Here is a 14,498-nt window from a genome sequence, read left to right as displayed (position 1 = left end):
GAATCAAGTCGGTGGAACCGGCAAGAGTTGACGCAAGACTACCCAGCGGGCCACGACAAACGCCACCAGAGGCGTCCACACTGCCTTAAAGAGAGCGAACCGGACGAAAGAAAGCCCGGCAACGCCCAGAACGCTGAACAGAATGAAAGTGAGCGGTGTGACCACGAGCGCCACTCCCACTCCAATGATAAGCCCCAGAGCCCACCCCTGACGGGGCAGCCATGACAACATTCCCAAACTTGAAGACAAGCCATCGGAGTTTGAGATACGGCCAGCGGCGATTTCGCGTCGCGTCCCCGACGCGACGAACAGGGTTACCACTAACGACATAATTACCGATGTGATGGCTGTATCCACGATGATGCTGCCGCCTCCGGTGAGTGGCGTAAACGCCAGCTCACGGTTCCCCAGCCATGCGAAAGTCGGATTCAACACCATGTTGCCCACAGCCGCTCCGATTCCTTGCGAACGGATATAAGCCCTCACTGCTTCCGACACAAATTGCTCCTTTCGGTCTGGAGAACTGCCATTCGGATCGTCCCGTTTCTTGAGAATACGGTGTCACGCATACCGTGTCGCTCAATGATGTTGTCTCATAATAATAATGAGCAAATTTCCGGCTCTGCGGGTGGCCCCAAAGAGTTTGACATTTCCGGGAGTTCATCGGAGCCTCCCCTTCTGAACCGCTCAAAGTTCAAGAAAAAGGGAGACATCCGATGGGCGAGGTATAAATCTAAGCCACACGAAACGGGATTGCAAGTACCCTCTTGTGTGGATTCCGAAATACCGGAAGAAGACGTTCGGGGGACACAAGGAAGCATCTGGGAGGCGTCATCAGAGAGGCGGCAATGGAGAAGGAGAGCAGCATGTCAAGCTGAAGAGCGAGTTTGCAGTCGCAACGGGTCCGAATTGGGTACAGTTGTCACCCGAGAAAGAAAAATCCCGCTACGTGTTGTCTCCAACAGTGCGGGATGATTTATCTTTTTTGGCTCCCCGAGTAGGACTCGAACCTACAACCTAGTGGTTAACAGACGCCCATCTGGGCAATAATATTAATGATATCAGCAAAGTTTGTCGGAACCCGTTGCATAAAATCCAGCACCGTCCATAACAGTCCATAACTCAATCCCGCAAAAGTCCCGCACTGAGTTTTGGCTTTTCTTCGCTGTTACTCCCATTCCGTCTCTGTCGTGAGAGCCAAGGGACTCGTTAATCTTATCAACCACTTGCCCACGATCCTTAGTCTTTTCAATCTCTTTCAGTCCATGCAGGTCCCGTACCGTCCCTTTCGTTTTCAAAAAGTGGAGACACTTTGGGGACACCTGAAAATACGTCGCCTACTCTCTGCAAAGTCGTTCACGGTGATCAGGGCCGCACTGTCCGCAAGTGTCCACAGTTGATCCATCCAAGAGTCTGCACGATTTGATTTCCTAAGGTGAAAGATTGCAGCATTTCCGTTTATCATTATCGGCAGTACAGGGCCACCCGATAGCGGTCCCAGTCCTGAACCTTGTTTCTGGAAACGGTCCGCAACGGTAGGCTATTCCTTTCTCCATCTGGTGATCACATCGTTGAATGTCACGTCCCGCCAAGGTGATTGCCACTCTTCATGGAAATTCACGCTTTGTGATTGAGGTTGTGGATTTGGGAGTCCCATCTGTATGATAGCGGGAAGCAAAACAGCGTCTCCTACCACGATGCATTCCCCAGGAGCCAAATTTGGTAAAATGTCGGTAATTGCTGATGTGTTATCTGGGAAGAGGCGGCGAACGTATCCCTGATCGCTATCATTCGTCAAACGCAGGGCCACAAAATTGTTGCACTGAGCAAAGATTGTCTCCGACACTTCGGAAGGACGCTGACTGACCACCATTAGACTAAGACCATATTTCCTGCCTTCTTTTGCGATACGTTCGAGGGATTTTCGTGAGGACCGGTAAGCGACGGCATCGTTTTGTGGCACATAATTATGTGCCTCTTCGCACACTATCATCACAGGAATATCGTTCAGTAGATCCTGATCACGGCGCAATTTAGAATAATGGAAGCAGAAATCGAAAATCAACCGAGAGACCAGACTTACTGTTATGCTCAGAACCTCAAATGGGATGCCACTCAGATCAACTATTGTCACATTAGATTTGTTCAAATAGCCCAGGAACTGCTGCATAATCTCCTCAAAATCACTGGTACTATACTGTTCTCCGGTTGGTTTCAATGGATCTAACAAGAACTTGAGCCGCTTGTCCGATAGACTAGTCTCTAACCTGGAAACAAACCGATTGAATTCACCATTAAAGGGGCCGTTTGTAGCTTTGGTTTCTTTGGCGGTCGAGGCCGGCACGAAATCATGAATTTTGTCAAAATAGAAATCCTTTCGATCAGCTACGAGTTGGCCGTCGGTTAGCTTAGGCAAGTTTTCGTTGGGTAACCTGCCGATTATTTCCCGGTTCATGTTTTCTATATATTGACGGACCTCTCGGATCGAAAAGAAAACGGGCGTGTCGTAAGTCATTTCTTTCACATGAGGATTATGTTTTTCTTTGTTTAGTATAACAGCGTTCTTGAATTGCGAGACCTGATTATGTGAGTTTGCCTCATTACTTTCAATGAACATGCTTTCTAATTCCTCAGAATTCATCAACCAGTACGGCAGCTTTAGAGAATCAACATCCAGGACATTCAATGTGAAGGATTGATCTTGGTCCAACTGAAAAGCACTTCTATATTCGTCGTGAATATCGAATATAATTATGTGTGAATTATTCTGCTCGCAAAGAAGGTTCTTGCAGCCTGCAATGCCTACGACATCATGCAGTATTTTTGCGACTGTGCAGGATTTGCCCGAACCTGTAGAACCGACTACCGCTATGTGCTTGCTGAAAAAGCGATTTCCATCGATTTTCAGTGAAATCTCCTTGTTTAGAGACAAGAGGCCAAATGGGAAATTAAATTGATCATCAAGAGTAAAGAGTTTGTCCAGAGTTATTTTGTCAGCCATATAAACTGGTTCAGTTGGTACGGGAAGAAGGATACTCCCTCGCTCGAAAATCTCATTACCGACGAGAGTGCCAACGGCTTGGCATTCAATCGTGAATTGCCACTCTGGGTTACCGTTCCTGTCGGAATCATTGACGCCTTTAAGTGTCTTAATCGCAGCTATGGTATAATCATTGTTTCCCTGTGCAATCTTTAGATAGCGTCCAATCTGCAGATCAGATTTGTGCTTCTCGAATGTTCCTAGATCAGCGATTTCTATGATGATCGAATTGGGGGCGCATGATAATACTTGACCGATTTTATTCGTAGACATTGCTGACTCCTAATAGGTACTTGATTTCAACAAAACTGTGGGCCTCAACATGCTCCACATCTACATCAGTGAGGTCGAGGCCATCATATTGGCAGTCCCCAATAATGAAAAGATCATCGCATTTGTATTGATTTAATATTTCTTCGTTGGAATCGTATCTCAGCAGCCTCATTCTGAACTCTTTCTCAATTTGGCCTGCTGCCACTTTCCGTGACATCGGCTCCCGAAAGAACCTCCCCTTATCAAAATGAGAACCCACAAATCCATCCGCCACGTTTATTCCCTTTTGATGCAGCCTAAATCTGATGTCATCAAACTTGGTGGGATCGCAATCCAGACAGAAAAGAGGCGTCTTTAGATGAGTTTGCTTGAAATGATATTTATCCAGAAAACTTGTGATGAACAGAATAATATTGGAATCAAAATCCTCTATCGAAGAAGGTTCAACAAGGAAATACCGTGTGCGGACATTTTTGTCCAAGTTAGCTTTCAGCTGTTTTTGTCTGGCAGCCATTATTTTCTTGCGACTTTTCAGAGCTAGAGTCCAACGGGAAATGGCTGTTTTCCTGATCTTCTGGAGATCATCTAACAGCTGAGATTTGGTTATCCTGCGATGTTGCTCGTCGTGTTTGATGCTAATCGTAGCCATTGCGTGGATAGCATTGGGATATGCTAGAGTTTCGATGTCAATTTCGGGAATACCACCATTCTTGAGAGCTGCGTACACGTCTTTAGTTAGATTATCCAATGATTGCCCGAATTCCACTGAAAAGTGCTTTAGAAATTTATCAGTGTCCACAGCGCCTGCCAGCTGCTTTGTATATTTTTCAAGATCCTGATTCTTTGATTTAAGAACAGCGGCTATTTCTTGTTTCTTAAGCGAATATTTGTGCGGCTCTTCATTCGGACAATAGACATATAAGACGTATTGGACATCCATATGTCCATTGTTGTGAAAATGGTGCATCATCTGCAGGATAGGTTTATAGACCAAGCTGAGTGTGAAATTCTGCTGTGCCTCGTGATATTTACATTGAATGGCCTTAATGCCCGAGGCAGTCTGAATGTCTATATCTTCAATAATGCCCTCAATCGTGATCGGACAGTCATCGGTCGAACAGAGGATTTCTAGAAGGGTTTTGTTGAACTGATATAGAAAACCCTGAATGGTATAATCGGCTGCCCTCGACATCCATTCCCCCAATTCAAAATGGCTTCTCGCCAAAGCACTAAGAGGCGAAAGAACTTAGTGGGGAGCCGATCTGAGATACAACTCTCAATTTTGCTGATTCACCACTTGGTTCGTTTTCACCGCATTCGCTAAGTTCAAAGTTTCAACAGGATTCGATCAAGCTGAACCTGCGAATACAGCTAAACTGCCACCAAAGGCCCACTCTGTCAAGCGCAATGTTCTGTGCTGCCCGGTTTCAGAGCGGCTCTTTTTAATCATTTTCCAAGCCCGTGATCGTATTACTCGGATCGAAGGTCTCTCTCCATTCACCACATACGTTTTTCTGAAAAGGCGGTTGACTCCGGAGCTAGTATTGTGCCATTGTTCAGCCCAACCACAACATGTGGTTGAACTAGATAAATGGTTTTTCAGCTATTCCTCAAATGGGAGCTGGTAATCCAAAGGGATTGACGATGTTCGCACGTTGCCCTGAGAATCGTTGAGGTAATTCTTATGCCGCCGCAGCCCATATCAGCAGCGACCGCTACTGAAAACCGTAAAATCCTTGGGGCATATTATACCGACGAATTAATCTGCGATTTCCTGGTCAATTGGGCCGTTCAAAGGCTCACGGACGTGGTACTCGACCCTGGATTTGGAGGCGGTGCTTTTCTGCGTTCCGCTTGCAAGAGAATCTCGGCTCTGGGTGGAAAACCAATTTCTCAGGTCATCGGACTGGAAATTAATTCGGATGCCTATACACTGACAACGCAGGCCTTGGCTGGAGAGTTGAGTTTTATTTCGGCGGATTCTCTGCGCTTGGTAAATTTCTTTGATCTGGAGCCATCCTTCTATCAGGTAGAAGCTGTTGTGGGAAATCCGCCGTTCGTGCGATATCAGAGATTCAATGGCGAACAGCGCAAACGGGCATTGAAAAGAGCCAAAGATGAAGGAGTCGAATTATCGGAGCTTGCAAGTTCTTGGGCACCCTTCCTTGTCCACGCTGTCTCGATGGTCAAAAAGGGGGGGCGACTCGCAATGGTTGCTCCTTTCGCATTATGTCAAGCATCGTATGCCCTTCCAGTGCTGCAACATCTATTGCATTCCTTCGGAGAGGTCACGCTTCTCACATTTCGGGAGAAAATATTCAGTTGCCTAAACGAAGACACTCTCTTGATTCTTGCCGCCGACAAAGGTTCACGCAAGAGTCAGTTGCACGTGAAGGATCTTCCTGGTCCCAAGAGTCTTTTCACGCTCCTGGGTGCCAGAGAACCTATTAGAACCGATTTGAAGAGCAAGATTCTGAATCACACAGAGCTACTTCAAGGCAAAGAGAGGCTCATTCACTATCTAATCCCAGAAGAAATTCGGCTCCTTTATAAAGAATGCAAAACTCTGCCTCAAATGCATTCTCTGGGAGATTTGGCTTATGTCGGTATCGGATACGTGACTGGAGCCAATCATTATTTCCATTTGAGCCCCACCCAAGTGGAACACTGGCAAATTCCCAAAAAATATCTTCGACCGGCAGTTCGACGGGGGAGAATTTTTGAAGGCACACGCTTCACGCTCCACGATTGGGAACTAAACCTGATGTCGGAAGAGACTGGCTATCTCTTGTTGATTGAAGAAGCCCTCTCTGAACTTCCGGAAGTGGTATCTCGCTACTTGGAGTACGGCGTGGACTCAGGAATTCCGAATGCCTTTAAATGTCGTAATCGGTCACCTTGGTACAAGGTTCCTCACGTTTACTGTCCAGATGCCTTCCTTACGTATATGTCGGGGTCCTGTCCAAAGCTCGTTGCCAATTCTGCCCAGGTTGTTGCTCCGAACAGTTTACACGTAGTGAGGCTGCATGGTCCCCAAAACATGAAGGCGGATGCATTGGCGACCCTTTGGCATAATTCGCTTACCGGGTTAAGTGCTGAAATTGAAGGCCATGCATTGGGCGGTGGCATGCTAAAGATGGAACCGGGTGAGGCTCGCAAGGTGATCCTCCCAGCTATTGCAAGTACCGACCTAGATGTGTTTGGAGAGGAAGTTGATTGCATCTATCGCTCTTCTGGAATCGAGGTAGCAAGAAGGACTGTGGATCGAGAAATACTGCAAAAACTATTGGGCTTGTCGAAACGTGATTGCGAGTTGCTGGCTAAGGGACTTAAAATTTTGTCGGAGAGGCGTAGCCGACGAGGAAGGGTCAACTGAAGTGCCGCTTGACTTCGGAAATATTTCTCAAGCATTGCGTATTTTTGCCGGTGCTACGGCTCACCAAAGTCAGGAACACATAAAACCGACTCATCAATACGTTGCTTTGCGTTTGGTGCTCGAAGGTGGCTTTTTCCCAGATGAGATTACCCCTCATCCGCCCGTCAAAGCATCTCGTAGCCGAAATGGATGGATACTTGAATATGCCCCCGAACAGCGAACTGACAGCGAACAAACTGTCTTCGGCGGTATGAAAACCAAGCAAATTGATGTGGTTGTCGCCAAGAATGGTATCGGTCCAGTCGTTGCCGTTTCAGTAAAAGGAACTTTCAGGGCATATCGGAATCTAGTGAATCGGATGGAAGAGGCTATAGGTGATTCCACAAATGTACATGTTATGTACCCAGGTCTCGTTTATGGGTTCTTGAGCCTCTTGAGGGCAAATCGGCAGAGTGATGGGTATCTTGCAAACGATATGGGAGTGGCGGAGGACAACACAATTTCTCCCCAGATCCGGCGATACTATGCAGCTTTGTGCGAAATGGCGGGACGCAGATTTATTCGCAATGATTACACACGCTATGAGTCAGTAGGGCTGGTCCTGGTCGAGAATTCTGCAGAAGCGATGGGGACCATTAACCCTCTGTTCCCGGAGCCAGATACTCCATTAAGGGTGGAGCCGTTTTTTTCCAAACTTTTTGATATCTACGATTTGCGTTATCCGTTTCGGGCCGAGCATTTGCCGTCGGTACGTCGTGCTGAGTGGCTGACAAGTTCGCCTTTATTTCAGCAAGTAACCGAACTGCATGGCCAGTCTATCGAGGAAATACTAGGTTATACTCCGAGAATATGTGAATGAATTGAGCCTCAACAATTTCCCACATTGGATCGCAAAAAACATGTCGATCGCTGTAATATTATATTAAGCATGGACCGGGGAAGTCGGTTTCGTTCCAGTCATAGGATGGCACGCTATCTATGTATTTATTCCAGAGATAACTTGGTTTATTTCTTGCTAGTCCTATCAGCTCCCCGAAATCCATTTCTTTAATCCCGTTCTCAATGATCGCAAATCCGACGGCATAACCGGGCCTAGCACCAGTCAAATGCACATCAAGATCGGCAATTGTAATAGCTGAAGCAGTGGCTTCAATATCTTTTTTTAGGCCGTCTGAATAATTCTTCAAGTTGGTTTTATTCATCTGGTCCGCCCATCGCAAGTAATCCTCAGAATTTGGTGGAAAATTTAACTGGGCCCGAGTCGCCAGTCCTTCCTCCAGCACGACTCGAATGAAGGATGTTAAAGTTTGCTCGGGTTTGGGAAACGCTAATCTCGCATGTATTAGCTCATGAGCTAACAATCCACAAATCTCTGAGTTACTTAAACTAAGCAGGCTCCGAGCATTTAAGAAAATATCCTGTTCGTAGGTCACCCCGTCTATTTCTGGTGGCAAACCGACCAATATATGAATCGAAGCGGCTATATGGCTGTAATGATGCTTCAAGGCCGAAAGAGCCCTGTCATGTGCACGAGTTGCCAAGAGTTGACCACAATTCCCCAATGAGTCGTACAGATTATTTAGATTGTCACTCTTCCATTTCAAAAGAAAACTGATCTCATCACAAATTGATTCTTCAAGCCTTTTTCCACCAATGCGTGGCATATTCTGTGCTCGGTTCCGAGTCACATGTGCTCTGAGTTTCTTGATTTCAGGAAGCTCAAGCAAGTTTCTAATCGCATTCCAGTTCCGATTGCTATTAGTTATCGAACAGCAACGCTTGAGAACTTCAAGATTTATGGGCAGATCCTGTACTAATATTCCCATCATTACCTCGTTTACAGCAGGAATTGGCAGAGATAACTTGCCTACGACCAAAGCAACAAGCTCATTCGGAAATTCCGATCCGATTACCAATCCACTGAATAAAATTCTTCTTGCAGATCATTACGGTCGTAATATGCTTTGCAGATCACCAGTTTCCCTTCAGCCTCATTTCGCATTGTGGTAAAGGCGACAATCCGATTTCTGTAATCAGGTATGCAGTCATGGAGATAATGACTGTCAGAGTCTATATTAAGGAAAACAGCTAAAGGATACTGGAGCAGCGATATCATTTCGTACAATTTCTCAAAATCACTGATCACGTCAGGGTGATCTGCCCGAAGCTTTAGGGCCCAAACAGTATAATTATTAATAAAAACTTCCCCTTCTGCGGGGGCGGGTATGTGATAGATAATATCGGGTCGCTGTTGCGTCAGGTGGTCCGTCGGTCGCTTTTGGTACTCCGGTTCTAACATTCTTTCGTCCAGCAAATTTTGGCTCAAAAACTCTTCTCTCAGTCTGCAGTAGAGTTCTCCTTGGTATCCTCTCTCTGAACGAAAGAATCGAGGGTGGTTGATCCGCCCAATTGCACTTAAAGTCATATCGATTATCTGATTCTTCTCTTCTTGTGTCATATTGGCTCCCGCGTACAACCCGATATACGAGACTCTTGTCTTGGAATATGGACACTCTCATCAATCCGTTGAATGTCCTGGATCGTATGGCGGCATGTTACCGATGTCCTGAGCAAACCTCGACCGACCGGAGTCGATCCACTATAGCACCTGTGGGCCGGTCAGGATACCTTCAAAATTACCGTAGCCTCGAAAATCCGTGCGTGAGCTGTAAAAGTTCGTCCGACGCTCTGCACCGAACCATAATTCACTCAGGCACTTGAATCCAACTCTAGCCTGTCCAGCAGCCCGAGCCCAACATCGCATGACGTTATCATCTCCTCATTTGCTTTGCCGATCTGTCCCGCTATTTCCTTGAAAGCCGCAATCCGAGCAGACCGTTTCTGAACAGTGCTCGCTTCCCTCGAAAGACCCATTAAAATTCTTTTCAAAAAACCTTCATTATGATAAGAATCTTTTGAAATTTGACTTGCGAGTTCACACCAACGTGTGACAAAGCGGAGATGAAATGCCTGACACGAAAGTCCAGAAAGAAGGCGAGTCCGCAAAGGACATTCCAAAGGGAACGGATGCCGGATTCCTTTGGGATGATTAAGACTACTAGAGACAAAAAGCGAAAGGCCCTTTCGCAGACATTTGCAATATTCTGGGAGAGAAAGACTTATGGGTAGAGTCAAAGAAAAAGGACAGGAAAAGGTAAAAGCAAGGGCCGCCAAATCAAAAGAATCTAGAACTGAGCCGCTGGTTGAAGAAAGCCTGAAACCTCTGGAGTCCGAGGCGGAACCTTACACTGGGCCGGATGATCCGAAAATAATGGACATGTCTCAAAGTGCCAAATCAGAGCAAGGGCCTCAGCCAGACAGCGATCAAGTCGCCCCCACCCCACCTCTACCGGCAGCCGGAGAGCAGCCTCCGGCAATCAGCCTGATTCCTCACGAAAAGTTCAAAGAACAAATAAATGCATTGCGAAAGTCCACAACAATAAAAAATGATAAGGGTGAAGAGGTCGAATTTGAGGGGGAGGACAAAGAGCAGTTCATCAGATTAGCTGAGGAGGCTTATCCCATTGCTGAAAAGATGGCAATGACCATGACGGAAACAGGCAGATTTCTCGGCAAAGTTAGGCATACGCTCAAGCCCAAGAAGCTCTTCCTCACGTGGATGAAAATTACGGGATTTCCCGAGAGGAATTCTTACAACTATATGCATGTATACGAACGGTTCGGTGATAAGCTTCCTCTGTTTTCACATCTCGGCATAAGAAAACTCTTGGCCGCTGCTCACCTGAAAGATTGTGTTGAGTATGTGGAAAAGCACGAAGAGGTAATAGCCAGGGAATCTGCCGAAGAGTTCGAGAAAAAGGTCCGAAACCGAGTGGAAGCAAGCAAGAAGAAGAGCAGGGATGGCAGAGGCCGAAAACCTAAATATACCGCATTGGGAGAATGCAAACTGCGACTTTCCGGTGACGGAACAAAGATTTCAGTCGAGGGCTTGTCGAAAAAACAGCAGTCCGCATTATTTGAGGCAATCAAGGGCTGGTTATCACAAGAGAATGTATAAAGTTGCAACCGTTGCAAGTAGGAGAGGCTACCGTTCTTCACTGTACTTAATCAAGGGACAAATCATCTTGAACTGTGATCCAGGAATGCATCAGCTTTGGATGCCAATCAGGGTAGACTTATTTCTTCAATCCGCCCGAACAACCGGCCTCCGCTCGATTCTATCCAATAGAGCACTTGCAGGTTGATGGGGATTCCATCGAAGTCTCCGCAGTTTCTAAAGTCCGTCCTCAAGCCATAACATTTCTTGCCGAGGGCGGCGGCAAAGCCGATTTCGCTCGCTGTCCCCGAGTCTACTTCTGATCCGTCCAGCACGCCCAAAACTAGATCACAGCATCGTATCATTTCTTCGTTGGCTTTGCCGATTTGCGTCGCTATTTGCTTGAAGGCGGCTGTGCGGGCGGACCAATCTTGGACTTCGCTTGCTTCTTCAATGGCGGGGCGGAATGGACCTTCCCACGGGTCAAGAACGGCGCAGCCCAACTCACTGAGCCTACTCTTGATTTCGTCCCTGTAGGATTTCAGCTCTGGAGAGAAGCCGAGAGGGGATGCAAGATAGACTTTATACATCTTCGTTCTGAAACGCATCAGGATCTCCATAGAACGAAATTATATTCTTCGAAAGGGGACAGCCCTCCCAAGAAGAGAAAATCGCCCACAAGCGTTCTCGTCGTCCTTTAAGGCGATATATGAATAGACCAGTGACGCCAGCAAATCAAGCAATACGAACTGCTTTGCAAAGAGGAGGTGCATGGCGATCCCGCTTTGTGGTAGTTTATGACGCAAGGAGCGGACCACAATGGAAATACCGGAAGATCCCCTGGAAGGACGAAAGTGGATGCTGAAATTGTGGCGGGAAGATTATGGCGCACGCTTCTCCGTCTGCCATCCTGACGACCAGCCCGCCCCGGAATTGGAGACTGGCACCCAGGAATGTGGGAGCCGTACGACACAAAGCCGGATACGCAAGGAAATTGCAGTCCGACGAACCTGGTTTGTGCCCCGTCGTCCTGCTCGTGGAAACAGGAGACGGAGCCTGGCCCATTCTCATATTACGGTGAGACTACATAGCCACCGATGAATCGGATAAATCAGCTAGGAGGTGCTCGATCACGGTCATTTCTTTCTCGATAATGTCCTCAACTTCTAGGAGTCTGGCTTCTACTCTCGTTGTTTGGTCTCCCGCAATCACATTTTCCTCCGAGCGCAAATTACGAAAAATTGATTCCATATGATCAAGTAATGTCGAGTTCGTTCCCAGGGCTGCTTTTCGCAACGACTTCAAACTGCTGGCCGCAGAATCGTCGTCTATGATGCTTATGTCCGGGTACTTTGCCCCACGGGGTTCACTAAGTATACGATCCAATTTGACTTTGTTGCTCAAGGAGATGGCTGACTGAATCTCCACTGCTACGTTTAAGGCCGTATAGATTTTTGTCAAATTCTCTTCTATGGCATCGGCCTTTAATCTGCACGCACCTGACATAGGTACAGGCGCTTCGATCTTCCTCTCGATTGAGCTGCTCATGCTTTCCACGGCGGCTATAATTTTCAGCATCCCTATTCCGATTTTAATTGTTGAATTTGTGTTGTTCATTATTTCTCCTGTGAGAGCCGCCGATGGCGGCTCAGATAATTTTCACTGTGATAATCCCAACGGATTACCCTAAATTCCTTTGATACCTGCAAAACCGTCACCAAGATTCCTTTGATTATCACACATCGAAAATGATCCTCTCCTATTCGATTATCACACATCTCATATATATACCAATATGTTGTAAGAAATTTCCGGCTCTTCGTTATGCGGCATCAACTAATTCGGGAAATAACTCCAGTTGATTATAGTCCTGTGTTTGTTCCTCGTTTGATAATATACTAGATTTCTGTTCGGCCCTTGCTTTATTAAACTGTATGATGTTCGGGTAATGACAATATCCTGGTAAAGGGCCGTCGTACATCGGGCTTCCGTTCTCTTTGGACAGTGCCCCGGCATTGTAGCTGCGCCACCGATCAGAATATCTGAACCGCCCCGCTTTGGCAAAGCTCCCTTGATCGACCACATCTATGAAACCGATTTCCACGAGGCGTTTCTTGGCTCTCGATATTGTGTCTTCCCCTTTGATTCCTCGCTCCTGTAGGTACTTGGTGGGCAGCCCGAACTCTCCTCTGTTCAGCAGATGGCCCAGGGTACAGCTATAAATTTTGTCTTTTGGCAAGTTTGCTCTTTTCTTAGAACTTCTTGGGGCATATCTGACCTGAGACATGCATTCCAGCAGGATCAATTTTTCCGCCTTGGTGAGTACGTGAAAAGCCTCGCCGTTCCACATTTCCAGGGGGATGAGTATAAATCCTCCTTCTCGCTTCGCTTTCCTTCTCCTTTCTGAACGCCATTCATCAATAGTCTTTGGTTTTGGTTTGGTTGTTCCGTTTGACATGTTGCCTCCTCGGGCGGAAAGAGAGGCTAAGTCCCTCGCTCCGCCTCTTCTCCTCCTCATAAATCGATAATTACCGTGCTCTCCAGTTCCTGAGAGTTGATTTGAGCGAATGCCTTCTGTACAGGCACTCCGCCTTTGATGAGATCCATCACTTTTTTTAGGCTTTGAATCTCTCCTTCCGTGAGTAGCCGTGCTTCCACGTCACCGAGCATGGCCCGATATATGGGCTTGAAATGGCCGTAGTTCAGCCACCGCTGTAGCCTAGCGGGATTGATGTTCAGCAGTCTCGCAGCCGCTGTTGCGCTGTAAAGAGTTTTCATTGAAGATCCTCCTGGTATCTCGACATGTAGAGCGTCACCATATGATGTGCCTCTACTATAGGAAGAAGGTTAGTTAATAGCACGACATTGGCATTGGTACCACGATTGCCTTTGCTAAATTAAGAATAAGCTGTGCCAAGCTGATACGATCATAAAAGCCATTCTCTTGATGCAGGTCGAATCCCATCTGCTAAAAAACCTGCCCTTATCAGGCTGTATTCAAAAATGAAAGCTCGTAATATGGGCGGTCGGGTCGTGATGGCTGTTCATCATGCCATTTGGACTGAAACACCATAGGAAGAAGCTGATCGGATCAGGTATTTGACCGAAGAAATAATGGCAGGGACAGGCAAGCTGGAGGTATCACTTGCTTCGATTGTAGGCAACGCCATCGGCGATTGGGAACTTTTCAATGGACTTTGTTTTTGGATCTACCACAGCATTTTAGAGGAAATTACGGAAACTTGCGAGCAAATAAGGAGATTGAATCGATGTCAAATCGGCAATGTTGCAGTTTGATCGGATATTCTGATGGTGTAGTCATGAATGCTAATAGATAATTTTTGGGACAGCAGCTTCATTTTGAGCAAGTTGCCGCCTCCGTTGTCTATTTTCCATCGGGCGTTTAGGGTAGTTTACTTAAAGAATTCTTTCTCCGAAGCAGACTTGCCGGGCTCGCAGGATCTTGCCGCAATTAGGCCCTATTTGTCGCCGTGCTTTCGATATGAGAAGCGAATATGCCGATATATCTTCCGATTGTGGCCGAAAGAGCACAACGAGAGAACGTCGTGCCCCTCTCTCAGCCTCAGCATTGTGCGTATTGTTAAGATTTGGGCATGAAATCTGTCGTCTATGGAAAAAGAAGAGCGGTGATCAGCCAGATTGAAATCGAAAGTGCTCGGGAGAAAAGATCGCCAAAGTGATTTTCCTGTTGCCCACAGACTCATCCCGTGTTATTCGAATTGCTCGGAAACACAATGATTACAGAGACTCCGAGATGAGTAAGAGTTGCGGCTGTTTGGACATTCAAGATT

The 14,498-nt window shown here is 46.7% G+C and carries 14 protein-coding genes; 4 read left to right on the top strand and 10 right to left on the bottom strand.

Annotated features, from left to right (window positions below; all coding sequences use genetic code 11):
• Window positions 1-3: 3 nt before the first annotated feature.
• The 3 genes from DESTI_RS03060 to DESTI_RS03040 all read right to left on the bottom strand — a co-directional run bounded on the left by DESTI_RS03060 (window position 4) and on the right by DESTI_RS03040 (window position 4,505).
• Window positions 4-498 carry a hypothetical protein gene (locus DESTI_RS03060; protein WP_014808499.1) on the bottom strand — a complete coding sequence of 165 codons (495 nt, stop codon included), beginning with the start codon at window positions 496-498 and terminating at the stop codon, window positions 4-6.
• A gap of 1,042 nt (window positions 499-1,540) precedes the next feature.
• Window positions 1,541-3,313: an ATP-binding protein gene (locus DESTI_RS03045; RefSeq protein ID WP_014808498.1), complete on the bottom strand. Its 1,773-nt coding sequence runs from the start codon at window positions 3,311-3,313 to the stop codon at window positions 1,541-1,543.
• Window positions 3,300-4,505, bottom strand: coding sequence for a hypothetical protein (locus DESTI_RS03040; RefSeq protein WP_014808497.1), 1,206 nt, complete (start codon window positions 4,503-4,505; stop codon window positions 3,300-3,302). Before DESTI_RS03040 ends, DESTI_RS03045 begins: the two co-directional genes overlap by 14 nt.
• Window positions 4,506-4,997: 492 nt before the next feature.
• On the opposite strand from DESTI_RS03040, the gene DESTI_RS03035 reads away from it, so the two are divergent.
• On the top strand, window positions 4,998-6,689 hold the full coding sequence (locus tag DESTI_RS03035; RefSeq protein WP_014808496.1) for an N-6 DNA methylase: 1,692 nt from the start codon (window positions 4,998-5,000) through the stop codon (window positions 6,687-6,689).
• Window position 6,690: 1 nt separating this feature from the next.
• On the top strand, window positions 6,691-7,548 hold the full coding sequence (locus DESTI_RS03030) for a hypothetical protein (protein WP_014808495.1): 858 nt from the start codon (window positions 6,691-6,693) through the stop codon (window positions 7,546-7,548).
• Window positions 7,549-7,606: 58 nt separating this feature from the next.
• On the opposite strand, the gene DESTI_RS03025 is transcribed toward DESTI_RS03030, so the two are convergent.
• The 3 genes from DESTI_RS03025 to DESTI_RS30560 all read right to left on the bottom strand — a co-directional run bounded on the left by DESTI_RS03025 (window position 7,607) and on the right by DESTI_RS30560 (window position 9,578).
• Complete coding sequence (locus DESTI_RS03025; RefSeq protein ID WP_169316368.1) at window positions 7,607-8,566, bottom strand: DUF2268 domain-containing putative Zn-dependent protease; 960 nt, start codon at window positions 8,564-8,566, stop codon at window positions 7,607-7,609.
• A gap of 32 nt (window positions 8,567-8,598) precedes the next feature.
• On the bottom strand, window positions 8,599-9,147 hold the full coding sequence (locus DESTI_RS03020) for a hypothetical protein (RefSeq protein ID WP_014808493.1): 549 nt from the start codon (window positions 9,145-9,147) through the stop codon (window positions 8,599-8,601).
• A 251-nt stretch (window positions 9,148-9,398) separates the two neighbouring features.
• Window positions 9,399-9,578, bottom strand: a complete 180-nt coding sequence (locus DESTI_RS30560; protein WP_157212086.1) for a hypothetical protein — start codon at window positions 9,576-9,578, stop codon at window positions 9,399-9,401.
• Between the two features lie 232 nt (window positions 9,579-9,810).
• On the opposite strand from DESTI_RS30560, the gene DESTI_RS03015 reads away from it, so the two are divergent.
• Window positions 9,811-10,707: a hypothetical protein gene (locus tag DESTI_RS03015; RefSeq protein WP_014808491.1), complete on the top strand. Its 897-nt coding sequence runs from the start codon at window positions 9,811-9,813 to the stop codon at window positions 10,705-10,707.
• Window positions 10,708-10,814: 107 nt separating this feature from the next.
• On the opposite strand, the gene DESTI_RS03010 is transcribed toward DESTI_RS03015, so the two are convergent.
• Window positions 10,815-11,294, bottom strand: a complete 480-nt coding sequence (locus tag DESTI_RS03010) for a nucleoside 2-deoxyribosyltransferase (protein WP_014808490.1) — start codon at window positions 11,292-11,294, stop codon at window positions 10,815-10,817.
• 211 nt (window positions 11,295-11,505) lie between these two features.
• On the opposite strand from DESTI_RS03010, the gene DESTI_RS03005 reads away from it, so the two are divergent.
• Entirely contained in the window at window positions 11,506-11,787 is a 282-nt protein-coding gene (locus tag DESTI_RS03005) for a hypothetical protein (RefSeq protein ID WP_014808489.1), read from the top strand.
• Here DESTI_RS03005 and DESTI_RS03000 read toward each other — a convergent pair.
• From DESTI_RS03000 to DESTI_RS02990, 3 genes are all read right to left on the bottom strand, one after another.
• On the bottom strand, window positions 11,770-12,303 hold the full coding sequence (locus DESTI_RS03000) for a hypothetical protein (RefSeq protein ID WP_014808488.1): 534 nt from the start codon (window positions 12,301-12,303) through the stop codon (window positions 11,770-11,772). The two genes, DESTI_RS03005 and DESTI_RS03000, sit on opposite strands and share 18 nt — an antisense overlap.
• A gap of 205 nt (window positions 12,304-12,508) precedes the next feature.
• A complete protein-coding gene (locus DESTI_RS02995) occupies window positions 12,509-13,144 on the bottom strand; it encodes a hypothetical protein (RefSeq protein ID WP_014808487.1) in 636 nt (211 codons plus the stop codon).
• A 56-nt stretch (window positions 13,145-13,200) separates the two neighbouring features.
• Window positions 13,201-13,464 carry a MerR family transcriptional regulator gene (locus DESTI_RS02990; RefSeq protein ID WP_014808486.1) on the bottom strand — a complete coding sequence of 88 codons (264 nt, stop codon included), beginning with the start codon at window positions 13,462-13,464 and terminating at the stop codon, window positions 13,201-13,203.
• Between the last annotated feature and the right edge of the window lie 1,034 nt (window positions 13,465-14,498).

It is taken from the genome of Desulfomonile tiedjei DSM 6799 (genome assembly GCF_000266945.1).
Lineage (GTDB): Bacteria > Desulfobacterota > Desulfomonilia > Desulfomonilales > Desulfomonilaceae > Desulfomonile > Desulfomonile tiedjei.
This window is presented reverse-complemented; position numbering and strand designations above follow the sequence as displayed.